General features: G+C 49.9%; 20 protein-coding genes, 1 tRNA gene and 5 pseudogenes. 14 read left to right on the forward strand and 12 right to left on the reverse strand.

Annotation, left to right across the window (positions count from 1 at the left end):
- Position 1: 1 nt before the first annotated feature.
- A tRNA-Ile gene (locus B1757_RS09170) sits at positions 2-78 on the forward strand.
- A gap of 6 nt (positions 79-84) precedes the next feature.
- Here the strand turns inward: B1757_RS09170 and B1757_RS09175 are convergent.
- The 4 genes and pseudogenes from B1757_RS09175 to B1757_RS09185 all read right to left on the reverse strand — a co-directional run bounded on the left by B1757_RS09175 (position 85) and on the right by B1757_RS09185 (position 2862).
- Positions 85-1140, reverse strand: a complete 1056-nt coding sequence (locus B1757_RS09175; RefSeq protein ID WP_101538019.1) for a tyrosine-type recombinase/integrase — start codon at positions 1138-1140, stop codon at positions 85-87.
- 119 nt (positions 1141-1259) lie between these two features.
- Positions 1260-1358, reverse strand: a pseudogene (locus tag B1757_RS16210) (hypothetical protein); the annotation flags it as partial.
- A 202-nt stretch (positions 1359-1560) separates the two neighbouring features.
- Entirely contained in the window at positions 1561-1731 is a 171-nt protein-coding gene (locus tag B1757_RS15425) for a hypothetical protein (RefSeq protein ID WP_172437655.1), read from the reverse strand.
- Between the two features lie 468 nt (positions 1732-2199).
- Entirely contained in the window at positions 2200-2862 is a 663-nt protein-coding gene (locus B1757_RS09185) for a hypothetical protein (protein ID WP_101538021.1), read from the reverse strand.
- An 861-nt stretch (positions 2863-3723) separates the two neighbouring features.
- On the opposite strand from B1757_RS09185, the gene tnpA reads away from it, so the two are divergent.
- A complete protein-coding gene (gene tnpA, locus B1757_RS16180; protein WP_438263621.1) occupies positions 3724-4011 on the forward strand; it encodes an IS66 family insertion sequence element accessory protein TnpA in 288 nt (95 codons plus the stop codon).
- A gap of 355 nt (positions 4012-4366) precedes the next feature.
- On the opposite strand, the pseudogene B1757_RS09190 reads toward tnpA, so the two are convergent.
- A pseudogene (locus B1757_RS09190) lies at positions 4367-4920 on the reverse strand (IS110 family RNA-guided transposase); the annotation flags it as partial.
- Positions 4921-5220: 300 nt separating this feature from the next.
- Here B1757_RS09190 and mobI point away from each other — a divergent pair.
- Positions 5221-5949, forward strand: a complete 729-nt coding sequence (gene mobI, locus B1757_RS09195) for a conjugative transfer protein MobI(A/C) (RefSeq protein ID WP_101538022.1) — start codon at positions 5221-5223, stop codon at positions 5947-5949.
- 271 nt (positions 5950-6220) lie between these two features.
- On the opposite strand, the gene B1757_RS15430 is transcribed toward mobI, so the two are convergent.
- The 4 genes from B1757_RS15430 to B1757_RS09205 all read right to left on the reverse strand — a co-directional run bounded on the left by B1757_RS15430 (position 6221) and on the right by B1757_RS09205 (position 8144).
- The gene (locus B1757_RS15430; protein WP_172437656.1) at positions 6221-6391 is read right to left on the reverse strand and encodes a hypothetical protein; all 171 of its coding nucleotides are present in this window, start codon (positions 6389-6391) and stop codon (positions 6221-6223) included.
- A gap of 412 nt (positions 6392-6803) precedes the next feature.
- Positions 6804-6902, reverse strand: a complete 99-nt coding sequence (locus tag B1757_RS09200) for an SHOCT domain-containing protein (protein WP_101538023.1) — start codon at positions 6900-6902, stop codon at positions 6804-6806.
- Between the two features lie 378 nt (positions 6903-7280).
- The gene (locus tag B1757_RS15565; RefSeq protein ID WP_216360848.1) at positions 7281-7430 is read right to left on the reverse strand and encodes a hypothetical protein; all 150 of its coding nucleotides are present in this window, start codon (positions 7428-7430) and stop codon (positions 7281-7283) included.
- A gap of 15 nt (positions 7431-7445) precedes the next feature.
- The gene (locus tag B1757_RS09205) at positions 7446-8144 is read right to left on the reverse strand and encodes a hypothetical protein (protein WP_101538024.1); all 699 of its coding nucleotides are present in this window, start codon (positions 8142-8144) and stop codon (positions 7446-7448) included.
- A 768-nt stretch (positions 8145-8912) separates the two neighbouring features.
- Between B1757_RS09205 and B1757_RS09210 the strand changes: the two genes are divergently transcribed.
- The gene (locus B1757_RS09210; protein WP_101538025.1) at positions 8913-9944 is read left to right on the forward strand and encodes an IS110 family RNA-guided transposase; all 1032 of its coding nucleotides are present in this window, start codon (positions 8913-8915) and stop codon (positions 9942-9944) included.
- Positions 9945-10016: 72 nt separating this feature from the next.
- Here the strand turns inward: B1757_RS09210 and B1757_RS09215 are convergent.
- Positions 10017-10262: pseudogene (locus B1757_RS09215) on the reverse strand (IS1634 family transposase N-terminal domain-related protein); the annotation flags it as partial.
- A 658-nt stretch (positions 10263-10920) separates the two neighbouring features.
- Positions 10921-11649, reverse strand: coding sequence for a hypothetical protein (locus B1757_RS09220; RefSeq protein ID WP_101538026.1), 729 nt, complete (start codon positions 11647-11649; stop codon positions 10921-10923).
- 1108 nt (positions 11650-12757) lie between these two features.
- On the opposite strand from B1757_RS09220, the gene B1757_RS09230 reads away from it, so the two are divergent.
- The 6 genes and pseudogenes from B1757_RS09230 (at position 12758) to B1757_RS09255 (ending at position 17640) form a co-directional block, all read left to right on the forward strand.
- Positions 12758-12931: a helix-turn-helix domain-containing protein gene (locus tag B1757_RS09230; protein WP_226860444.1), complete on the forward strand. Its 174-nt coding sequence runs from the start codon at positions 12758-12760 to the stop codon at positions 12929-12931.
- A gap of 78 nt (positions 12932-13009) precedes the next feature.
- Entirely contained in the window at positions 13010-13744 is a 735-nt protein-coding gene (locus tag B1757_RS09235; protein ID WP_101538029.1) for a primase/helicase family protein, read from the forward strand.
- A gap of 158 nt (positions 13745-13902) precedes the next feature.
- Positions 13903-14241 (forward strand): annotated as a pseudogene (locus B1757_RS16070) (Druantia anti-phage system protein DruA); the annotation flags it as partial.
- Positions 14242-14461: 220 nt separating this feature from the next.
- Positions 14462-15124 (forward strand): ISAs1 family transposase, encoded by a 663-nt coding sequence (locus tag B1757_RS15105; protein ID WP_143484185.1) that lies wholly within the window; start codon positions 14462-14464, stop codon positions 15122-15124.
- A gap of 43 nt (positions 15125-15167) precedes the next feature.
- Complete coding sequence (locus B1757_RS16075) at positions 15168-15560, forward strand: hypothetical protein (RefSeq protein ID WP_368233151.1); 393 nt, start codon at positions 15168-15170, stop codon at positions 15558-15560.
- 235 nt (positions 15561-15795) lie between these two features.
- Positions 15796-17640, forward strand: coding sequence for a hypothetical protein (locus tag B1757_RS09255; RefSeq protein ID WP_101538030.1), 1845 nt, complete (start codon positions 15796-15798; stop codon positions 17638-17640).
- 92 nt (positions 17641-17732) lie between these two features.
- Here the strand turns inward: B1757_RS09255 and B1757_RS09260 are convergent.
- Positions 17733-18262 (reverse strand): annotated as a pseudogene (locus B1757_RS09260) (transposase); the annotation flags it as partial.
- A gap of 161 nt (positions 18263-18423) precedes the next feature.
- Here B1757_RS09260 and B1757_RS09265 point away from each other — a divergent pair.
- From B1757_RS09265 to brxC, 4 genes are read left to right on the forward strand one after another with little or no spacing between them, the layout of a single operon-like run.
- Positions 18424-18627: a helix-turn-helix domain-containing protein gene (locus B1757_RS09265; protein WP_101538031.1), complete on the forward strand. Its 204-nt coding sequence runs from the start codon at positions 18424-18426 to the stop codon at positions 18625-18627.
- Between the two features lie 6 nt (positions 18628-18633).
- Positions 18634-19245, forward strand: coding sequence for a DUF1819 family protein (locus B1757_RS09270; RefSeq protein WP_101538032.1), 612 nt, complete (start codon positions 18634-18636; stop codon positions 19243-19245).
- Positions 19245-19856 (forward strand): DUF1788 domain-containing protein, encoded by a 612-nt coding sequence (locus B1757_RS09275; protein ID WP_101538033.1) that lies wholly within the window; start codon positions 19245-19247, stop codon positions 19854-19856. Before B1757_RS09270 ends, B1757_RS09275 begins: the two co-directional genes overlap by 1 nt.
- A 26-nt stretch (positions 19857-19882) precedes the next feature.
- Entirely contained in the window at positions 19883-23497 is a 3615-nt protein-coding gene (gene brxC, locus B1757_RS09280) for a BREX system P-loop protein BrxC (RefSeq protein WP_101538034.1), read from the forward strand.
- The last annotated feature ends 3 nt before the right edge of the window (positions 23498-23500 follow it).

Here is a 23500-nt window from a genome sequence, read left to right on the forward strand (position 1 = left end):
AGGGCCTGTAGCTCAGTTGGTTAGAGCAGGGGACTCATAATCCCTTGGTCCACGGTTCGAGTCCGTGCGGGCCCACCAATTAAATCAAGTGGTTACCAGCGTTTTGACCATGGTAGTTTTGTCGGGTTGTGCCATATTTGTACCATGCCCCTGTAACTGGCTGAGTACCCGATCAATGCGCGCTGAATCTTCTGCCAGGTGTTCTGGCGCCAGATGCGCGTAGCGCCGGACCATTTCTACCGACTCCCACCCGCCCATTTCCTGTAGCCTTTCCAGCGGTGTACCCGCCTGCACATGCCAGGAAGCCCAAGTATGCCGAAGGTCATGCCAACGAAAATTATGAATATCCGCTTTCAGCAGGGCCTTTTTCCAGGCATGGGTGTTGGTCTGCTTCACAGGCTTTCTTCGAAAGGTAAATACCCGCACCGGGTGTTTGCCGGTTTGTCGCAGCACTATCGCCATGGCTGTAGCATTAAGGTTGATACCAATGGGTTTGCGACATTTGGCCTCATCCGGGTGAACCCAGGCAACGTGCCGGATCAGGTCTACCTGCTCCCAGCACAGGCCAGTCACATTGGCCTGACGCAAACCTGTTGCCAGCGAAAACTCGGCCATATCGCGCAGGTGAGCGGGTAAATAAGTCACCAGACACGCCGCCTCCTCTGGCCGCAGCCAACGAATGCGTTTTTTAGGCTCGGGATACTGGCGCAGTTTAGGCGCGTGGTACAGCCACCCCCATTCTATACAGCGGTTCAGGATGGCCCGGATCAGCGCCAAATGACGATTAGCCGTAGAGGGACTGGTTTCGTTACGCTTTATTTCCAATACCTCCTGAATCCGAGATCGCGTCAGCTCGTCCAGAAAACAGCCCCGAAAGTAGGTCTGTAACCACGCTAATTCCGACATATCCTTGTTCAGACTTGCTTTGTCCTGTCGTTCGTCCAGCCATCGCAGCCCGGCATCGTCCCAAGTCACCCGTGGGAGGGCGCCTAATTCAATTTGCCGCCAGGCCTCGCCCTTGAGCCGGTCGTGCAGCTCCTGGGCTTGGCTTTTTTCCGTTGTTCCAGCCGAGCGTCTAATCCGCTGGCCGTCCGGCGCCGTAAAGTCGATCCAATAGGTTTTGCCACGTTTGTAAAGCATTGAGGAACCTCCACATTCAAAGAAGAAAGAGAAGGCGCCACTTGCCAAGACTCAGGATAATGTTTGCGGAGATAGTCCGCAAGGGCGTCTTCCAGAAAAACCCAACGTTTGCCAGGCTTGGCGGCAGGAACCTGTCCCGCCTTGGCCCGCCGTCGCAGTTCTTCTTTGCTGAGGTGCAGAAACTGCGCAGCCGCTTCAAGATCTAGGGTTTTCATCATGGTTTACTCTTTTCTGTTACGATAGTGAGACTAGATTAACGTCTTTCCTATGGGTGTTACGTGATAATAAGAGGGCAATTTTCGGGTTTTTTCTAACCATTATGGGCAATGAATACTACAGATAAGAGATAAGGGGGATGACGCTCTACCAGTACCATTCCATGCACCGAGCCTTTTGGCACTGACACCGGGCGGCTCCGTTTTATCGTTGGTGTAGATCATCCCGCATGGCTGCAATGACATCCTTGCCCAAGAGCATTTCTAAAAGTCGTTCCTCGGCTTCGCGCTGTTTATAGACGGCTTCTGCAAAACAAAAAATCTGGGAGCCGGATTGCTGCTGAATGTTTTTTTCGTTGTCACTTTGAAAGGGCATGAAAATTCTCCTGTTGTGTCAGAGGGGTGGATTAAGTATTTATGTTACCATGGGCCCGTGAGCCAACGTTTTTTCTCCTGGGAGTGCATCCTCCGACTGTCCCGAAGATCCGTAGGTTTACTTTAGGGTCTTTATTTTAAATAGCCTTATCGGAGTAGGTTCCAGCTATTGACACCTATTGAAGGGTAGGATGGTTTGAAACGGTTTTACCTGGCATTGCCTGGGGCTCATTTTGAGCCCCGCCATCCTTCATTTTAGCGGAGCCAACGATGCAAGTTTGCAGAAGAAACCCAGCCAGGAGATATTGCAAAGTGTCCATGTGGCAGTAGTTTGTTGCGTATGCGCTGCGGTGAAGTAGACATGGCTATAATCCTTAAGATATATGAAGTCAGAGAAAAAACATTTTTCGAAATGGATGCTGGCCGGACCTCCACTGATCTTATGGAGCACCCCGCGCATCCATTCAGTTTACAGATCCGCCAATCGAAATCGTGGAACCAGGCCGCGATGGCGGATCAGGGATTTTATTCTTGCCTGCCGATCAACCAGGTCTTCTGCTTCCCACAAGAACTGGTATTCACCGAGCGTCGCAATTGTCAACTCATTTACCAGAAACTTGAGTATGGATTTTTCCATGAAGTTGAACAGGGCGCCCGTCAAATCCATTTGGGGGTCAGACTCGATGTGCCCTGAGAAGGGACGCGCAAGTTGGGCGATTAAGATGATGGTCCGATCATCGTCCCACATTTCGAGCGAGCCGGGCATAACCTTCCAAGCCAATTGCATCAGAAAGAGGGGGTGGACCTGACTGAAATCCAGCAAGCTGGCCTGCCAGGATTGCTCATGAGGAATATTCCAAAGCTGTTTTTGTCCCTCCACTTTTTTTTGCAGGGCAGTGGCATCCAGTCGGTAGTAGAGGAATTCCTTCTTTTTGTTGACGGCTACCAGGAGCATCTTCTGGTTGGGACGCGGGACGAATCCAAAGAAGTTCCAAGCCCCTTCAGGGGAGACGCAATAGCAACATCCTTCTTCAGTAATGGACCATTGCTGAAAATGCTCTTCGCGGAATACAGGTAGGTTTTTCTGCTGAGCATAATTTACCAGGCAGTCATAATGATTAATGGAGGACATGGGAATGTTCCTTTTTTGAAGTGCGATATTGCACTTACCAAGATTAACATACGAAAATCTTCTTATTTTTAGCCGCATGTCTCGTTTATCCGCACTTTGTTGTCAGCAATATCTGTCTATACGTAATACCAGCATTCTCCATGAATCTAGGTTACGGTATCATCCACGCCTGGCTGACAGACTTGCGGTTATCAAAATAGAGCACCAGAACCACTTATGGGTCTCCAATCAGAATCCCATTCTGGACGAAACAATAAGCTCTTCTTTTCGTGAATACCGCACCATTATTTATTTATGCCATTATTTTAAAATCGATAGACTTTTCTGCCCTAAGGATATCTAGTATAAAAAATCCTTGGTGATCTCTAAATACTATAGCAAAAAACGTACATATGATCTATTAGAGATCAAAAACAGATTGATCTATAAATCCTATATGTAGAGCTAAGATTGCAATTTTTCAAATCGATACAAAAATCACAGTCTGAGCTATGCCGAAGGCAGGTACGCAGGATTTAGGACAATCTTTCCAGATGAATGAGGCGTAACAAGGACTGCCGAAGGATAGGCTTACTGCAAGCATCAACGACACAAGGAAAGACAAGCAATATAAGCCAAGCAAAAGGGTCCATTAGCGCTCCTCGACACATCGAGTGGGCTCAGGGGTAGAATCTGGGGTATGTGACGCCTGAATATGAGAATAATCGAGATGAAGAAGCCGGTAACTGAGCAGCGTTATGTCCTGAAACTTTCCAAGGTGCAGAATAATCTTCCAGGATATGACTGAGGAGAAAATACATGGTGCCATCAACACCGCGCAGGAGATCCCCGCGCCGCAACGCCCAAGCCTGGTAGGCATTACTGAATGAACAGGCTGAAAGTGGTTTGCCGGTGACGGCTTTTTGTCATCAGGCATGCATCAGTCAAGCCAGTTTCTATCGTTGGCAAGGACGGCTGTGTAAGGGATTACCGGAAACCGGGGGGAATGTAGACCGGAAGCCGTTCAATATTGTCCCAGCGTTTACTACCCCTCAATCTATCCCCGACTTTGTCGATTGGGCGCGCTGGAAGACGTGCCCTCTCCGGCCCGACGGGAAGCAGACGCTGTGCATCAACTGGGACTCCGTCTGGATCTGGGCGGCGGCCTGATTCTGCATCTGTTGAGGGGCTGATGTTTTTCCCGGAAGGGTCGGGTACGGGTGCATCTCTGCGGCCAGCCGGTGGATATGCGCAAGTCCTATATGGATGCCTCCATGTGGGCAAGAGGATTCGGTGTCTGGCATGTTGAGGTCGAGTTGCTGCCTTATATCCGGCCTTTGATGCAGAGCAATCAGTCTGCGGGCCTTAATGGAATCCGCCGGAAGAACTCCTTATCTACGATACGTCCTTAATGGGCAGGAATTAGCCAGGTTTTTTCTTCCGAGGTCTGACCTGTTTTGCCATCAATCGTTTATCCGCCTGCGCAACTCCTTATGTTGAAGTTCAACAATTCTGTAATACCGTACTATGCGGCGGTTTTTATCTTCGCGTGATTCGCGTCGTAGATAGTATCTCGCACCAATAGCACCCAAATCGTTCTGACCATCTTGTTCGCCTGTGCTACGACGACCACATTGTGGGCTGTCGGCAGAGCAGCTTGTTCATCCAAGGGTTCAGGTTCTTGATCTGGCAATTCACGACTGCCCGCGCTCCGTGGGTGAGCAGCTTTCGCAGATAGCTGTCTCCGCGTTTACTGATGCCCAGCAACCGAACCTTGCCACCGGTGCCGCTCTGACGGGGAACCAATCCCAGAAAAGCCGCAAACTCCCGCCCTGACCGAAAGGATTTCATATCGCCCACGGTGGCGATGATGGCGGTAGCTGTCAGTAACCCCACGCCAGGAATCGCCATCAATCGTGTCACCGCTTGCTGGTCTTTCTTCCATAGGGTCAAACGCTTTTCGATATCCGCAATATCCTTGTCCATCTGTTCAAGCCGTTTTAATTGCTGGCGAACGGTGCCCAGAAGCATGGGCGATAGGGATTTTTCCAGGTCGGCCAAAGCATCCGGCGGCTTCTTTGAGTCCTTTCTGGCTTGCGGGGCACTTAAAAAACTCCTGATGGCACGAAATGCACGCTGTAACCAATTGTTTCTATGCTGTATGTTTCTTGTGAAATGAGGTTTTCCGATGTGCCCATTAAAGTCCAAACACGTGGAAACCACTTTGTAAAAAAAGAGAAAATGGGCGATTTTAGTTGCTTAATGAGACGAAAAAAGGAATCAAGACGGAATATTCTAATCATTGACAAGTTTTGGTCAGAGCGGTCTGGGACCTGATGATGTCATATGGCCAGCACATCACCAAAAAGGATCACAACAATGAACCATCAAACAGAAGCAAGAAGAAATCTTGAAGTCATGTTTCAAAGGCAGATGCTCTTTTATCAGCAGGTACAGGACATAATCTTTGACGATGCTCAGAAGAAAGCACAAGAGTTTTATGCAATCCAAAAAAAGCTATCACAGCAAGTCCATAAAGATAATCAAAATAAAGACTGGAGCGACTTGAGCATCGCGGTTAGAAAAACTATAAACGGCAGTGTGACAGTGCATTGGCGCATTAGAATATGGTATAAATCAACCAACAATAGCCGCAAAAACTTCAATGCAAGACATATCAGCAAGGCTAGGAACAGTCAAAATTACAAAAAGTCCCTAGCAAAACATGCTATAGCAGAAGAGTATGAAACCGTGATGAAACTTGAGGATCAGTTTGAGAGGTTACGAAAATTTTCGAAAACGGTACAAGATGCGCGGCGGCAAATGCTGAAAACTTCAAAAGAATTAGGATTTTCCATGAAAGATGAACCGTTCATAATAGGGCAAGAATCAGCATACGCTCTACATGAGCAAATCGGAAATCTAATGTTATTGCTTCGCCACAAAATTTGGCCGACGCAAACGGACGCTGATCGGCAAGCTGACTTTGTACCTTTGATTGATCCGCATGCTGGTCTACCTCGTGATGTGGATACGAGGGAACTGAATACTTCCCTACAAAAACTTGAGGAGGCGCATGTGGTGCTGGGTAACCTGCTCATAATCTGAGGCATTGGGATTAATTTGATCCATTTTCTTTATAACGGTAACAACATGATCATGCGTCTGCCGCAACGTCATTAGTCTATGGACCATAGACTTACACGCTTGACGTTTTTTTGAGTCTTTCTATAGGCAAAAAAATGTGCATTTTCTAGCTTGTTTTAACCGGAAATCAAAATGTGATTCCTGATGTCAACAGTCGCAAAACGAATTAACATCGCGGCTGAGGCCATGCCGCTGATGACGGTCACTGGTCTCAACTCGCGGAGCTTCATGATCAGATAACCTCACTCAAAAAGGTTTCTACACCATTTTGGTGTTTTTTTGCATATTTCTGTTGTGCAGTACGGTGTTGCCCAGCAACAGGCACAGGATTGGTCATGTTAGCGCAACCAGACAAAGCCACTACAAAAATTGATAATACAAAATATCCTACTTTCCTATGCATGATGGAGTCTCCTTGGTTATTCATCATGGGATTAAGTGTGCAAATCTAGTCACAATAAAAAAGGGAAGATTTTTATTTCTGACCAGAAAGATAAATTTAGATACCCAGGTTATGATGCGGGCCATTACTTCTAACTCAAGCCCAACTATTAGGGTAACTGTTGGTAATGCGTAACCGTGGACACCTTTACGTAATGAGGTTTCAAATTCTAAACATAATCTATGCAACATGCTTATCTCATCAACAGCAGAAGATTAAAATTAATCACCCCTTTTGTACGCTTTGTATGCTAGATACCAAAATATGGGGAGTGAAATAATCCAAAAATGGACTATAATACCCAAGAAAAAATATGCTATTACCTTGAATGTGAATTTATTGGGGTGTAAGTTTTAACATAAGTAGTATTGTCTTATAATACTTCGTTCTTTTGCTGATTGTATTCAGCATCAGTTATGAGCCCTTGTTCTTTTAGTTCTGCCAGCTTCGAAATATCATCGTAATCAGCCATATTAATTCCCTAACATATTATTAGCAATAGTCATTCTAGGCTTAAATTTTGCGGCTCACACCTAATGCTGATATATTAATAACGCACTTTTACATCAATGTCAATTACCATTTGTTACTAGATAATCCACGCCTTACCCACAAACTCAACAACCTATGGACGGCTCGTTATGAAGGAAACGAAGACGGTGACGGTGAGATCATCATCGTCATTCGTGTAGATTAATGAAGCGGCCAGGTTACCAAAAACAGAGGCCCTACATTTGTTAGGGTGTGGTAGAAGCTCGTACCAACTGCTCAGGATGCTGGCATGGTGATATCTCTGTTCTATAGGAATCCTCTGACTTAATTACAGTAACGACTTCTCATGATTTTCATGTTATTTGGGTTTTTTTGGTGGCGGTGGCGGTGGCGTGGCAATAGTTTTTGGACTTCGCGGCAATATTCCTCTAAGTACTAATCCGTCTATTGCGAGACCTTCTTGAGCTTTTTGTAAACCCTTACTGATTGGTTTTTGTGGTTTCTTCATGCTTTTCCTCTGTGCTCAATAGTAACGATTAATTGGTAGTGTGGTTTCATCGTGGCTTTCAGCCGGGTACTCTATTGTAAAACCACCAGGCGGTTTCGATAGGTATATACTAGGTGAGCTATATACCAGGTCGCTGGTTTCATAATTATAAACTTTAACATCGATTAATATTATCTCTTGGATGTAGTCAGTTATAGATACTGCCGACAATTTACCTTGGTAGGTCAAGTTTTTATCCTTTTCACTTATGACAACGTATTTCAAATTTTTTTGACTCGAGAATAAATAATATAAACTCTCGTCGCCATATTTTTCAGATACCTTAAACTTCATGGCCATTATGTTTACTATCTTTTTATTGAATACGAAAGAAAAAATAATTGCTACAATGGGTGACAATGTTACGGCAATAATTATATTTGCGATAACAGTTTGTGGGATGTTGTAATTATTTATTACATAATGGATTAATGGGAGGATGTTTGAAGTTGATATTTCGCGTTCTATTTTCGATTGAGAATAGGTGGACAGTTGAGGCAAAACAAAGTAAATAATTTGCTCAAAAATATAACTAGAAACACCAAAAAAGAAAGAATATAATGTGTACTTAAATGCCCCCCATTTTGTAACATGAGTCGTAATTTTGTCACAAATTATAGTTGCTAAAATTCCTGGGAAAAATATTATTGCCATGTATACTGCGAAGCTATTCATTGATGCCTCAACATTTTAAGTGGGTAACCTGAGATCCAGCTTACCCAGGATCAGGTATAGCATGTTGATAAAATTTTTGTGCGTGCGGTGACCACGAGTCTTGGCCTTATCTTTTATCCTTTTTTGAGTATGTTGCAGTTACTCTGAACATAACACCGGGCCGGTGGCCCGTCAATTTGCGCCCCTCACTGTCCAAAAAGTATGCTACATCAAACGATTGGATAGCAAAAATATGACGCAAATGAGAACCCGCCTTACCCACAAACTCCCGCTACGCTCACAACCTATGGACGGCTTATTGTTCCAATGGCCAGCCGGTACACGTTCCGGCTTGCCGCCCACCCCCGCGTGGCCTTGGGGTCTGGATGGACCCCGTTGCGCGGGCAAGGGCTGTGGATTTTGCCGCCTTCGGCTTGGATAAGGCTCTATTTTGCCCATTTTTGGCTATCTTGATATGCAGATATCTAGCCAGATAAGCTATCAATGTATCTTAGTATCAAATATAAAGATAGCAAGCTATCAAAACGGGCAAAAAGAGCTACACCGCACACAGACCGCATGCAGCCGTACCCTCATCACCATCTTAACTTTCCACAAAAGAGAGCAGCAGCAGGACCAGAGCCAGGGGAAGCCGTTACAGATGGCATGGATGCCTCCCCCTACAGGACCGGCAGCGGGGTGCTTCGGAAGGGAGTCCCCGCTTGAACCGGACGGCATCAAGGTGCCAAGGTGGAAATTTATCCACGTTAAGGACAAGGAGGACTCGTCATGCAGGTTACAACTTATGGACTGGATTTGGCAAAAAGGGTCATGCAGTTACACTGGGTAGACATGGAGACCGGTGAGATTCATCGCAAACAGATGAAGCGTCGGGCACTTCTGGAGTTCTTTGCCAATCGACAACCGGGCATCGTGGCCATGGAAGCCTGTGGGAGTGCGTATTATTGGGGCCGGGAATTACGCAAGCTCGGTCATGAGGTCCGTCTGGTAGCGGCACAATTCGTGCGGCCTTTCGTGAAGACCAACAAAAACGATGCAGCGGATGCGGCAGCCATCTGGGAAACCGTACAGCGGCCGGATATGCGCTTTGTGGCGGTCAAGAATGAAGAGCAGCAATCCGTCCTGTCGCTCCACCGTATCCGGGAGCAACTCATCAAGGTCCGGACGATGCAGGTGAATCAGATCCGGGGCTTGCTCTATGAATTTGGCGCTGATCTGCCGCAAGGTCGCCAGAAAGGACTGAAAGAAGTGCCGGATGCTTTGGCCGACTTGGAAGAATCCCTATCGCCCATGTTCCTGGACACCGTTCGCCAGCAATTAAAACGGCTTGAACAGATGGACAAGGATATTGCGGACATCGAAAAGCGTTTGACCCTATGGAAGAAAAACCAGGAAACAGTGACGCGATTGATGGCGATTCCTGGCGTGGGGTTACTGACAGCTACCGCCATCATCGCCACCGTGGGCGATATGAAATCCTTTCGGTCAGGGCGGGAGTTTGCGGCGTTTCTGGGGCTGGTTCCCCGCCAGAGTGGAACCGGCGGTAAGGTCCGGTTGCTGGGCATCAGTAAACGCGGAGACAGCTATCTGCGAAAGCTGCTCACCCACGGAGCACGGGCAGTGGTGAATTTCCAGATCAATAACCGGAACCCCTGGATGGACAAGCTGCTCTGCCGACGGCCCCACAACGTGGTTGTCGTGGCACAGGCCAACAAGATGGCCCGAACCATCTGGGCACTGCTGGTGAAAAATACAGAATATATGGCAAGTCACACAATAAAAGCGGCTTCCATATCGTAATGGTTACAGAATTGTTGAAGTTCAACAAAAGGCGTTGCGCAGGCTGTAAACGATTGATGGCAAAACAGGTCAATCGCCTAAAGCACGCGCTTCTTCAAAAGCGTTGGATGGTGGAGAAGAAATCGTTGGCATCGGGGTGGGTACCTGACCACTGACCTTCATCAAGCCCTGAATCTCGGCATTCAACTGACTGTCGACCTGATCCAGCCGCCCCAGTGTGGCGACGGTCCGCTTTTTAACCTTTCCGGCATCATCCCGGTAGGACTCGACAAGCTGGACATAGCGGCGGCTGCCAGAGGTGGTTATCTTCACATGCATGCCGCCACTTTATCAGTGTTAATCGTCATGTAAATAAAAGTATCTATGAGATAAAGCGTGCCACCACAGAAGTTTGAGAAAATGGACGCTGAAACCCCTATGAATGCTGGGGTGGCGTTACAAAATGGACGATTTTAGCCGATGAACTGTCGAACTCGGGGGAATGGATGAATATCGCTGCACGGGCAGGAGTTTTGTATCCTGCTGCCTTTCTGCTTAGATTTGGACACGAGCACTATACATCCCTTATAAAACACTTGCATCCGCGAGGGCGCATGGTTAAAAAGCGAGACTTCTACACCGCGTTCTGTAATGCACTTCATAATGCTCTTACGCCCAGTAATTTTTGTAACGTAGTGCTGTGAACATGCATTACAGTGGCATTACAGTGGCATTACAGTGGCATTACAGTGGCATTACAGTGGCATTACAGTGGCATTACAGTGGCATTACAGTGGCGTTACATTCGGCTTTACTGCGGGTCATCCCTATATACCTTTGGGCCACCAAGGTTATCTCTTTGTCTTTGTTTCTGTCTACATAATTTGTCGGGAATTGCTACAATCACCGCAGTGATATTCTCCTGATAAGATGCATTATCGTTTTTTAGTTTTGCATACGCTGAGTTTGATTTTTTTAGTCGGGAAACACATTGACTTCATTCATCCTTATTGGAGATATCCAGGTAGTAATCCAAAGTCAGCCCAAAAGCAAATGACCACCCAGACAGAATAACGGTGAAAATCGTCAACACCACCATCACTGCTACCGATTCCCAAGACATAAAAACTCTGGCAATATATTCCGACAAGATCCAATAAAAGCCTAGTACTATACTTGTAATTATCACTAGCTTTGGGAAAGAAAGACGTTCAAATATCTCCGATGTCGAAATCATCATATCCATCGGAGTTATTTTCTTGTCCAAAAACATAATTGCTGATATAGCCGGCCAGAATAGAAAATACCCAAAAATAATTAGCAAAAAAGCCAAGGGAAGTTTATCGCAAAAACGCAACCATATACTATGCGCACTACTGCCCGCACCGGGATACATCCAAGCTCTATAGTCCCGCAGACTGACCGTCCTAAATAGTCCAGCCGTCAACACAACTGGAACTGAATAAAAAGCGAAGATGATGAGTATAGATCGTACATGTCGCCGGATTCTTATCCAAGTTTCAGCAAACGACCAGTGATAATATACCCTTGCGTAGAGAATCCATAAAGTTGGGATCCAAATGAACAAAGCGGCAAAGAACAGAATAGAGGGCAAAAAAGTGACGGCTAGCAATGCCATGGTCATCAGTAAAAAACAAAAACTACCACGCCCAATTAGAGCAAAAGGCATGTACCAAAGGCGCATCTTTATATCACGGGATAGCATGTTTTCTCCTTATTACCAACATTTCTTAACTATAGCTATTTTATCAGTAAATTTTTGCATTGAATAAATGATGGCGCGTGCACGCACAACAAGACGATATAAACCTCTTATAAAGACAACCTTGTGTTTGAGCATATAAAATATCGTTTTGTGTTACAGTATACTCGGTAAATCGAAGAAATACCTGCTCATTTTAAGGGCTCGATAGATCGAGTGGGTAGGTCCGGTCCCCATGGGACCAGGTAAGGGATGAGTAGGACGTCATATGGAGACCTTGAATTGACCCCGATACTCACCTTGTAGGCAAGAAATATCGTTGGTAACCATGTAGTTTCGCGCCAATGCCTTATCTAGAAGTTGTGGTATGATCGAGACTGACGGTGGTTGACCAGTGATTGGTGCGACCCCAGATGCATGGTCTGCGGTCTCCATCTCACCCACTCAAAACATCGAAGAGCCTGGTGGTACCACTGAATTTTTTAAATTTTCACATAAGAGATAAGCTTAGAGAGCCAGCAGCTGATGCGGCAAGAGATATTGGGTGGAGCTCAAAATGAGCCCCGGGCCCCGTGCTCGACAGTTAATCTAATCTTACAACTTATCGATATCGTTAGTAACGATTTCAAAACGCTCCACTACAACAGCGTCAATTGCTGAGAAGCGTCTATTTTTTTACACGGCGGACATCCAGAACCTCGCCTTGGCCATCGTGGATGGAAGACACCAGCAGATCGGTAAATTCCTGGTACCGTCGCCCCGGTACGGCCAGGACAAACTCCAGAGACTGTTTCCACCCAGCGCAGTCCGCCCAGTTTCGATTCGGGATTGCAGAGCCGGTTGAGGACCATCACCCGGATCAGCGCTTCCACATCGGTCGTATGGCGGGTCTTGCGTAACACCTGACGTAGGGCGCTGAACCTGTCAACAAAATAAACGCGAATTTATACGGTTATTTTTGATCTTCTTTGATGAACACTTGGCTAACCTTATCTTCTCTCAAAGATCAGTGAGGTCAACCATGGATCATTATAACGATCTAATTAAACAGATAATTGTTGAAATTATCAGACAGCTTGATTGCGGCAAAGACATCTCCCCACATCAACTGATGTTGAGCGAGCGTACTGCAGCAGCCGTATTGCAGGTTAAGCCTTCAACCTTACAAAATTGGCGTTGCACGCGCCGATATGACTTACGATATTTCAAGACAGGACGCTTAGTTAGATATCGTGTTGCGGACCTGGCGGAGTGGCTAGCCAAACGGCAAATCGGGGGGAGGTGATAAAATGAGCCCTGACATCATCGCCATTATTCTCGCATTTTTTTCTTGTTCTCTCGGCCTCGTAGTATGGGGGACAAAATGAGAGGCCTCCTTGATACCATGCGCTCGCGCGGTCTGAATCCCCCGAGCGATATCATCGACGGAAAAGTGGGCGAGTTCATACGCTTTTCGAGCAACGGGAAAGCCTCTGATAAATCAGGTTGGCTAAAGATTTTCCCGGGCCGCAAAGGGGCCGTTTTTGGCGATAAAAGGACAGGTCTAACAGCAGGCTGGCAGGCTGTCCGCGACCCTGACTTATCCGATACCGAACTTGCGGTACTTCTCAAACAACAGGCCAAAGCCCGTTGTGAATCAGAGAAGCAGCGAGAAGCCGCCTACTTAAAGGCGGCGACGCGTATCAGGCAGGCGCTGGATAATTTTGATCCAGCCGAACCTGGTCATCCTTATCTTGCCAAAAAGAAAATCTCTCCTTATGGCGCGATGCAAGATCTCACTGGGAATTTAGTCATATCCGTGCGGGACATCTACGGAGAAATCCAATCGCTCCAGAAAATCAGCGCATCCGGACGCAAATCCTTCGCCAAGGGCGGCAGGATGAAAGGCGGTATGTATTGGCTCAGGGATCCCGGCGACGTGATCTATATTGCTGAAGGCTTTGGGACAGCGGCGAGCATTGCTGAGTCCATCTCTACAGGTGGCGTTGTCTGCTGTTTTTCGGCAGGGAACATGCTGACCACGGCGAAGGCTATCCGGGGAAAATACCCAAGGGCAGAGATCATCAGGGCCCTGTCAACCTTCCATCTAAGCTGCTGATGGAGTAGCACAAAGGGTTTTTCTGGACTTCTCAGGATGAATGCGGTAACTTTTGCCGCATGGAAGTCCCAACTCTCACCGAAAACCAGCAAGCCAGCCTGCACCGTGTTCAGGTGCGACCCATCCTGCCCACGGAGCGGGAACGCTGGAATACGCTGATGCAAACGTATCACTACCGGGGCTTTCGCACCTTGGCGGGCCGTAACCTGCGCTATGTGGCTACGCTCGATGGTCGCTGGGTAGCGTTACTGGGCTGGCATGCCGCCGCTTTTCAATGCCAGGCGCGGGATCGGTGGATCGGCTGGTCCTGGATCTTGCGCCGCCAGCGCTTGCATCTCATCGCCAACAATGCCCGTTTTCTGATCCTGCCCGGAGAATCCTTCCCGAATCTGGCGTCCCGTATTCTGGCGCTGAACCTGCACAGGCTCTCTGCGGACTGGCAATCCGTCTATGGGCATCCCATCGTGCTGGCTGAGACCTTTGTGGAATCCCCCCGTTTTACCGGTGCCTGCTACCGGGCCGCCAACTGGGTGGATGTCGGCGGAACCAAGGGCTTCGCCCGCCGTCCCGGTGGTGGCTATGTCCACCACGGCCAACCTAAACGTCTTCTGCTCTTTCCTCTCCATCCACAGGCGCGGGCCTGGTTGGCCCAGCCGCAGCCCCAACTCGAATGGACCCATACCCCCATGCAAACCGTGACGTTGAGCGACCGCGCAAATGGAAGGCTTGCGCCAAATCTTTTTCCGCCTTCCCGATACCCGCAGCAAACTAGGCAAGCAGCATCCCCTCCCGGCCATCCTGACGGTGGCCGTGGCCGCTGTCCTGACGCGGGCCGAAAGTTATGCCGCCATCGCCGAGTGGGGCGGTCGCTTGACCCAGGCTCAATTGAAGCGCATCCGCGCCCGATTCGATCCCAAAACCAAGCGCTACCTCGCCCCCTCCGAACCGACCATCCGGCGCGTCTTGCAAGGGGCCGATGTGGAGGCGCTGGATGCGGCGATCGGCGCCTGGCTACTGGGTACGGCGGGCTTTGAAGCGGTGGCCGTCGATGGCAAAGTCCTCAAAGGGGCCGCACGCGCAGACGGCGCTCAGGTGCATCTGCTCAGCGCGTTCCTGCATGGACAGGGGGCCACCATCGCGCAAAAAGAAATCGCCCGGAAAACCAACGAAATTCCAGAACTGCGCAACCTGCTCCAGGACGTCAACATCGCGGGCAAGGTCGTCACCGCCGATGCCCTGCATACCCAGCGGGAGACCGCCCGCTTCCTCGTCGAAGACAAGAAAGCCGATTATCTCTTCACCGCCGTCAAAGGCAATCAACGAAAACTCCGCGACCGTCTGACGTGCCTCCCTTGGGGCGATTTTCCCCCTCAACGCTGAAACCACAGAGGTCGGGCATGGCCGCTTTGAATACCGCAAAATCATCGTCGCCACCCGGGCAACCGGCCTCCATTTTCCGCATGTCGGACAAGCTTTCCTGATCCAACGCTCCACCATCAACAGCAAAGAGGGCACGATTCGGGATGATTATGCCTTCGGACTCACCAGCCTGACCCCGGATCGTGCCACGCCCGAAAATCTGTTGGGCTTGGCCCGTGGTCACTGGGAAATTGAAAACCGGAACCATCATGTCCGCGATGTGACTTTCCACGAGGACCTCTCCCAAGTCCGTACCCAGAACGGTCCCCATATGATGGCGACCTTGCGCGAACTGGCCATGAGCATTATGCGTCTCACTGGCGTCAAGAATATCGCCAAAGCGTGCCGGGATTTCGCCGCCAGCGCGCACAAAACGCTCCGCCAACTCGGATACTGAGGCGCCACCACGGGGTTTACCTATCCGAGAATAGCTCCGGAGGGCGAGCTGCGTCCGTCAGCCACCCCATTCACGATTCTGCACCCAAAATCGCCTGAAAATGCCGCATTTCCACCAACTATAGCCCCTTCAAACCACCATTAAAATCAGTGGCGAAAACCTCTGCTACTATATCTGGCGAGCTTGACGGAGCCCTGCAGAGATCATCCTTTGTGGCGACCACGATGCTACAGGAGTGGGCCAGAAAGCAGCCAGAGTCGCCGCAGCAGCGGTGCATGGACAGGTAGCCATCCCAAACGTAGAGGGCGATGATTGGAGCGATGCTTATGTGCGCGATGGCGCAAGCGCTACCCGAACAGCAATAGAGGCCGTCACAGTTGCGAATGCGGAAGAACTTGCGGGTGAATCTGTAGCAGAGGACGAGGCACAGCCTGGCGAGGTTGAGCGCGTACAGCTCATGCTTATTTCAGGGAAATGGCCGGAACTACTTCGTACTGTGATTGGGCGACTGACCGCTAAGCGCGAAGTTTTTGATTTTGGTGGGACATTGGTCCGGATCGACTCAAGAGGGAACACTTACCCGGCTTCAGCCCATGCGTTACTTGATCCCGTTGAGCGACTTTTCGAAATAAAACGTTACGATGGTCGCAGCGGTTCATGGGCTGCAAGTAAGCTACCCCTTGAATTTGCACAGCGCATACTTGCAGCGCGTGAGGCGTGGCAGTTCCCCGAGTTAAATGGGGTGACACGTCACAGAATCATGCGACCTGGTGGCACACTGCTTGATCGCCAAGGGTATGATGACCAGACGGGTCTTTACTTGCACCATCAAGGAGATTGGGCGCCCATTCCAAACGATATTCGCGAGGCAATTCAAACGCTCTGGTTCCCGCTTAGCCAAATGCCTTTTATCTCTCCAGCAGATGCAGGAGCGACTATGGCGCTGTTGTTGACGGCTGTACAACGTCCAATCCTGCCATTGTCTCCGATGTTTATCATTTCAGCGCCAACATTTGGTTCTGGGAAAACGCATATAGGCATTGTCGCCAAACTACTGGCGGGGGACGACAAATCCGTTACAAGCCTCGGTGCAAGCCCTGAAGAACAGCAAAAACGACTATTCTCCACCTTGCTTGAGGGAACACCGGCTGTGCTGTGGGACAACCTCAGCGGTACTCTGGGCGGCGACGACCTAGCCGCAGTCATTACCTCTGAAAGATACTCGTCCCGATTACTGGGCCAAAGTGCCACTGCAAAAATCCCAACAAGGATGCTACTTATGGCGACTGGGATAAACCTGATCCCTGCTGCTGATTTAACCAGGCGCACGCTGACAATCCGCGTTGACCCGAAGGTTGAAAGGGCTGAGCTTCGTCAATTCAATATTGACCCGACCGAGTGGACACAAGTGCATCTTGGTGCGATGCAGGCGGCGGCCATCGCCATTTTGAAATATGCACGGCCACATAAGGAGGGCAGTTTGGGCAGCTTTAACGCCTGGAACGATTCTGTGCGCGCCGCAGTTTTAACCTTAATTGAGGACGGTCTCGCACCCTGTCCAATGGCTGACCCACTGGACGTTGTGAGTAGAGAACGCGCTACTGACCCAGAAGCCGAAGACCTCAGCGCCATTCTGCAAGGTTGGCACGCGCTGATCGGTGAACGGTTTATCACACTGAAGGACTTGGTAGAAAAAGCTACCTTCAACACTGATGCCGAGCTTCTGGGGGCTTTGGACGCAGTTGCTGGAAACAGCAAAGGTTCCATAAATATCAGGCGGCTAGGCAAATACTTGCGACGCCACGAAAATAGGATTGTTGAAGGTCTTCAAGTAATGAAAGGCCGGGAGACACATCTTGGGGTGGCATGGAAAGTCACTAATCAGGGTTTGCAGGGTTTTAAGGGTATGTTTCATTCCCAGCGTGAAAACTGTCAAACAAATGGTAATACAACTGACAGTTTATATATGGCCGGTGAAAATAACCCAGCAAACCCAGCAAACCCAAATGTTCAGGTTTGCCCCTCCTGCTCTGGCGAAGGGTGCAAATGGTGTCATGACACGGGAATACTCACATCATGAGACTCTACGAACTGTTACCAATACCCCCAACACCCAGCCCAAGAGAAGCCTAAAGCTGGATTGCCGGGCGATTATCTCCTGTTGCTCTGGCAGTGTTTGCGTTCCACTCTGACAGAGAGCTTGTAGCCATGGCTGCTTTTCCCATGCTTCTTCGTCCAGGTCGCTCCAGATCTTTCTAGCGACGTTTGGTGGGGCTCCAGTCGCGGGTACGGCCTTTTCTTTGAGCTGTGCGTTGTCTTCCCGGATAAAATGCTGCTTGGGTGCAGGGACCAGGTTGGCATCAATGATCTGACCTCCTCGCGCCAGATAACCGTGCTGGAGAATTTGCTGCTCTACCACTGCAAACAGGGCTTCGGCACCGGCTACCTCGATGCCGGTTCTCAAAATGCCAGATCGTCTTGCGATCGGGCAGGTGCGCGGCATCCAGCAGGCCGCAGAAACGTTGATAGCTGTGGCGATCCAGAAGCTGGTATTCCATCTGTTCATCCGAAAGATTGTACAGGCGTTTCAAGACCAGGATCCGCACCATGACTTCGGTGGGGTAAGGCGGGCGACCACCCTGGGAACTCACCGGTCGAGGAGCCGCACCATCTACCTGCGCTGCCAGTGCCGTGAAATCGATGCAGGCGCCAATTATGCGTCTTCCGTAGACCTTATTACGAAGTAATCGGCTTTAATCGGTAGCCTTCCTTTGACAAAATTCGGTCTATTCGTATACTGGAACCGTTTAAATGGAAATGCTCCGCAACTTCATTCTGGCCGCCCCCACAAGGAGCTTAAGAAATGACCGAGATGGAAGACCGCTGGTTATCAATAAGTGAGATCTGCAAGTACCTGGGGGTCAGCAATGACACCGTGTACAAGTGGATTGATAGGCATGAAATGCCCGCGCATCGCATGGGCCGACTTTGGAAGTTCAAAAAGGTTGACGTGGACGAATGGGTGAAGGCCGGTGGCGCTGCTGAACATTACAAAAAGGAATCCTGACGAAAAATGGGTAGTGATAGATACAGCCTGTCATTTACAACGGGCAGTCTATTTCACCGTGAGTCGCTGGAGCTGGTAAAGCTGTATTTTGATCTCGGTGACTGGAACGCAGTTCGTACAAGTGTTATTGCAAATAATGTACTGCAGACCAGAACGGTAAGTACACTCAAGCGAATCTGCCGCGAGGTTATCTCTCGGCTCAGGACCCTGAGTCCGGTTGAACTTAAATTCTTGGTAGATGGCAGTCGTCAAGAGCAGGTCTATCTTCTCTGGCTTGCTGTTTGCCGCCAGTACAGATTTATCGCTGACTTTGCCATCGAAGTGCTTCATGAGCGTTATATCTCAATGAAAGGTGATCTGAACTTTGATGATTTTGATGCTTTCTTCAACCGTAAAGCTGAATGGCATTTGGAGCTGGATAAGATCACCCCAGCAACCCGAAGCAAATTACGGCAGGTCTTATTTAAGATGCTTCGCGAGGCCGATTTCTTGACGGCCAACAACACGATCCACGCTGCCATGCTCAGCCCAAAACTATTGGAGCTGATCCATCAAGGCAACCGCAGGGAGATTTTGCACTTCCCTGTATTTGAATCAGAACTAAAAGGGATGGCGTAGTGTCAGCAGATATGGCCAGAAGGCCAATACCGGAAAGATTTCAGCATCTTTTTGCTGTGATCTCAGGCCAACGCTTTCTCAAGAAGCAAGGTCTTGGTAATGAGATCCCCTTTTTCATCTGCCCATTCAAGCCGGAAGATTCTGTTGAAGTCGAGCGGCAAAAGCTGAAGCTGGTCAATCGTCTTGAGCAGGCCGGTGTCCGGATTCTGGAGATCAATCTGTATGATCTTTCGATAGAAATTCTCAAAGAGCGTGGCATATGGAACCAGATTATCGAAATGGAGGCTACTGTCTCCAAAGAGCAGCTCAAGGAGTTGTTGCAGGGCGTGCTGGACCCCGAAGCGCATCTTGTTCCGGCCATTGCGGCCAAGCTGGCCATTACGGAATTCGAGGTTCTCTTTCTGTCCGGCGTTGGTGAGGTGTTCCCCTACATCCGCTCACACAACGTGTTGAACAATTTGCAGAGCACAGCGAAAGATAAGCCGACTGTCCTATTTTTCCCGGGAAACTACACCCACTCCCTGCAGACTGGAGCATCGCTGGATCTCTTTGAGAGAATGCATGACGATAAATATTATCGAGCATTCAATATTTTTCACTGTGAAGTCTGAATTTAATCAGAAGAGCCGAGGGAAGGATGATGACTCTTAAGACCATTTTCAACAAGCCAGTTGATCGCCCGATTGAAGGGGTCATCAAAGCTGACGATGAAGCCAGTCTGTCCCGAGAGATTGAAGAGTACGTACTGACCAACGAAGTCGAGAAGCGGCTTGAGTCCTTTCTGGATGCCTACAACAACTATGAAGGTGCCAACGGCGTTTGGGTTTCCGGCTTCTTCGGGTCCGGCAAATCCCACCTGTTGAAGATGCTGGCGCTCTTGCTTGAGAACCGGCTGATCGAAGGAGCCTCGGCTCTTGATCTGTTCCTGCCCAAGTGCGGCGATAACGAAATCCTGCGCGGTGATCTCAAGCGAGCCGTCGCCATCCCTTCTAAAAGCATTCTATTCAACATCGACCAGAAAGCGGATGTCATCAGCAAGACCCAAATGGATGCGCTCCTCGCTGTCTTCGTCAAGGTCTTTGACGAGATGTGTGGTTACTACGGCAAACAGGGGCACATCGCCCGGTTTGAGCGCGACCTCGACAGTCGTGGCCTCTACGAACAGTTCCAATCGGCCTACGAAACGACAGCGGGCAGAACATGGCAAAAGGGCCGCGAGCAGTCTTTGCTAGAGACCAAAAACATTGCCAAAGCCTATGCTCAGGTAGCTGGTGGTGACGAGACGCAGGCCTCGGGGATACTCGATAAATACCGCAGTGAATACCGTGTCTCCATTGAAGATTTTGCTGAGCAGGTGCAAGCGTATATTGAGCGGCAATCGAGCCAAGAGGGAAATAAAGCATTCCGCCTGAACTTTTTTATCGACGAGGTCGGTCAGTACATCGCCGAAAATGTCAAGCTGATGACCAACCTCCAGACCATCGCCGAGAGCTTGGCCACCAAATGCCGAGGCCGCGCATGGATCATCGTGACCGCCCAGGAGGACATGGGGACGGTCGTCGGCGAGATGAGCAAACAGCAAAGTAACGACTTCTCGAAAATTCAGGCGCGGTTTGCCAATCGCATGAAGCTGAGCAGTGCCGACGTGGCGGAGGTTATCCAGAAACGTCTGCTTATGAAGAACGAAGAAGGCGTGCGTCTTCTGTCGGACATTTATCACGCGCAGTCCAACAATTTTAAGACTCTGTTTGACTTTGCCGACGGCTCGCAGACCTACCGGAACTATCAGGACCGGGACCACTTCATTCACAGCTATCCGTTTATTCCGTACCAGTTTGCGCTGTTTCAGTCGGCCATTCAGAATCTATCGCTGCATAGCGCCTTTGAGGGCAAGCACAGTTCGGTGGGCGAACGCTCCATGCTGGGCGTGTTCCAGCAGGTGGCGATCCAGATCGGGGGTTATGAAATCGGGCGGCTTGCGACCTTCGACCTGATGTTTGAAGGCATTCGCACCGCGCTGAAATCCAACATCCAGCGAGCCATCATCCAGGCAGAAAACCATCTGGATGGTCCTTTCGCCATTCGGCTGTTGAAGACGCTCTTTTTGGTCAAATACGTCAAGGAGTTCAAGCCGACGCTTCGCAACCTGTGCGTCCTGATGCTGGACGGCTTCAATCAGGATCTGCCCGTGTTACGGAAACGGGTCGAAGAAGCCCTCAATCTTTTGGAACAACAGACTTACGTGCAGCGCAATGGCGCACTCTACGAATACCTGACCGACGAGGAAAAAGACGTCGAGCAGGAAATCAAGAACACCGAGGTGGAGTCATCCGAAGTTGCCGCCGAGCTTGAGAAGATCATTTTCGACTACGTCATCAAGCAGCGGAAGATTCGCTTCGACGAGAATGGCCAGGACTACCCATTCTCCAGAAAGCTTGATGATCGGCTGCACGGGCGGGAGTACGAGCTGGCTATCCATGTCATCAGTCCGTTCCATGAAAACGCCGAAAGCGAGTCCATCCTGCAGATGCAGAGCATGGGCCGGGACGAACTACTGGTTCTGATGCCTGCGGATGAACGCCTCGTTCGCGATATCCTCATGTACAAGCGGACGGAGAAATACATCCGCCAGAATATCTCGATCACGCAACAGGAGTCAGTTAAACGCATTCTGAATGACAAGAGCTTCCAGAACCAGGAACGGTCTGCTGAGCTACAGCAGCGCGTTCAAAGCCTGATTGGCAAGGCCAAATTGTTCGTGGCAGGAGCCGACATAGAAATAGGTTCCGAGGATGCCCAGACCCGGGTGCTGCGCGGATTCCAGGATCTCATCACCCGTGCCTATCCAAACCTTCGCATGCTGCGCGGCGTCCCCTATACGGAAGAAATGATCAGGACGGTTCTGCGTAATAAGGGTGCAACACTCTTGGGTAATGATACCACCTCCCTGGCCGAGTCTGAGCAGGAGCTGTTGGCGTTCATTCAGAGCAATAACCGGGGTGGCGTGCGTACTACGCTGAAAAACCTGTTGGAAAAATTCGAGCGCAAACCCTACGGTTGGTACTACGCCGCTATTCTTTGCACCCTGGCCAGCCTCTGCGCTCGCGGCAAGGTCGAAGTCCGCGCTGACGGGAACCTGCTGGAAGAAGACGAACTGGAACGGGCGCTGCGCAACACGCATGGTCATGGCAATGTGGTGCTGGAGCCCCAGGTCGAATTTACCGCATCGCAGGTTCGCGTTCTCAAGGTGTTCTTTGAGGATTTCTTCGATGCTCCGCCTGCTGCCGGCGAAGCGAAGGCGCTTGGCAAGGAGACTGACACTGCGCTCCAAGATCTGACGCATCAGCTCACCCTGCTAGCGGCCCAGGCATCCCAATATCCGTTCCAGAATGCACTGACACCGGTACTTGAGAAGCTCAAGGAGCTAACCGGCAAGCCCTATGCCTGGTATCTGACCGAACTCACCCGCCAGGAAGACGCGTTGCTCGACATGAAGGAAAGCGTCATCGATCCTGTCCGCAAATTCATGAGCGGGCCGCAGAAAGGCATTTTCGATAACGCCCGCCAGTTCGTTCAAAGCCAGGACTCCAACTTCGCCTACATCGAAGAAGATGTGGGAAGTGGAAAACTGGAAGTGAGAGAGGGCGATCCTGAAGATGTTTCTTCAGGCGTCTTGAGGGCGATATTGGCCGATCCAGAATGCTTCAAGGGTAACCGAATGCAGCAGGTCAAGACGCAAGTCGAAACCCTGCAGGAGAAGATCACGGCCCAGATCGAGGCCGAGATCACTACGGCCAAGGAGACAGTCGCCGCTCTTAAAGGCCGACTCTGCGGCATGGCCGAATTCGTCGCACTGAACGACGGGCAGCAAGAGCAGATCACCCGTCCGTTCAACGAATTCAACGCAGACCTGGAGCGACAGAAGCTGATTGCGGTGGTCCGCGAAAACCTACGTCGGTTTGAGGAAAACGACTACCAGCGACTGCTTTCGCAGATGACATCCTGGGCGCAACCGGCTCCAACATCTGAGCCTGCTCCGGAACCCGGCGAAACCACCTCGCCGGAGGAAGGACTGAGCCCCATGCCACCCACCAAGCCGGAGCCGCGCATCGAGTATGTGCCCAGCCGCTCGGTGAAGGTCTCTTTCGAAAAAGCCTGGCTGGCCGACGAGACCGACGTGGAACGCTACCTGGAATCCATGCGCGAGGCATTGCTGGATGAAATTCGCAAAGGGAAAAGGATTCAAATTTAGGAA

Source organism: Acidithiobacillus marinus (assembly GCF_002847505.1).
In the GTDB taxonomy this organism is placed as follows: domain Bacteria; phylum Pseudomonadota; class Gammaproteobacteria; order Acidithiobacillales; family Acidithiobacillaceae; genus Acidithiobacillus; species Acidithiobacillus marinus.

Excerpts from the sequence above, each read along its gene's own strand:
- B1757_RS09175 (WP_101538019.1), bottom strand. The coding sequence starts at position 1,140 with ATGCTTTACAAACGTGGCAAAACCTATTGGATCGACTTTACGGCGCCG.
- B1757_RS15425 (WP_172437655.1), bottom strand. The coding sequence starts at position 1,731 with ATGCCCTTTCAAAGTGACAACGAAAAAAACATTCAGCAGCAATCCGGC.
- B1757_RS09185 (WP_101538021.1), bottom strand. The coding sequence starts at position 2,862 with ATGTCCTCCATTAATCATTATGACTGCCTGGTAAATTATGCTCAGCAG.
- mobI (WP_101538022.1), top strand. The coding sequence starts at position 5,221 with ATGAACCATCAAACAGAAGCAAGAAGAAATCTTGAAGTCATGTTTCAA.
- B1757_RS15430 (WP_172437656.1), bottom strand. The coding sequence starts at position 6,391 with ATGCATAGGAAAGTAGGATATTTTGTATTATCAATTTTTGTAGTGGCT.
- B1757_RS09200 (WP_101538023.1), bottom strand. The coding sequence starts at position 6,902 with ATGGCTGATTACGATGATATTTCGAAGCTGGCAGAACTAAAAGAACAA.
- B1757_RS15565 (WP_216360848.1), bottom strand. The coding sequence starts at position 7,430 with ATGAAGAAACCACAAAAACCAATCAGTAAGGGTTTACAAAAAGCTCAA.
- B1757_RS09205 (WP_101538024.1), bottom strand. The coding sequence starts at position 8,144 with ATGAATAGCTTCGCAGTATACATGGCAATAATATTTTTCCCAGGAATT.
- B1757_RS09210 (WP_101538025.1), top strand. The coding sequence starts at position 8,913 with ATGCAGGTTACAACTTATGGACTGGATTTGGCAAAAAGGGTCATGCAG.
- B1757_RS09220 (WP_101538026.1), bottom strand. The coding sequence starts at position 11,649 with ATGCTATCCCGTGATATAAAGATGCGCCTTTGGTACATGCCTTTTGCT.
- B1757_RS09230 (WP_226860444.1), top strand. The coding sequence starts at position 12,758 with ATGTTGAGCGAGCGTACTGCAGCAGCCGTATTGCAGGTTAAGCCTTCA.
- B1757_RS09235 (WP_101538029.1), top strand. The coding sequence starts at position 13,010 with ATGAGAGGCCTCCTTGATACCATGCGCTCGCGCGGTCTGAATCCCCCG.
- B1757_RS15105 (WP_143484185.1), top strand. The coding sequence starts at position 14,462 with ATGGAAGGCTTGCGCCAAATCTTTTTCCGCCTTCCCGATACCCGCAGC.
- B1757_RS09265 (WP_101538031.1), top strand. The coding sequence starts at position 18,424 with ATGACCGAGATGGAAGACCGCTGGTTATCAATAAGTGAGATCTGCAAG.
- B1757_RS09270 (WP_101538032.1), top strand. The coding sequence starts at position 18,634 with ATGGGTAGTGATAGATACAGCCTGTCATTTACAACGGGCAGTCTATTT.
- brxC (WP_101538034.1), top strand. The coding sequence starts at position 19,883 with ATGATGACTCTTAAGACCATTTTCAACAAGCCAGTTGATCGCCCGATT.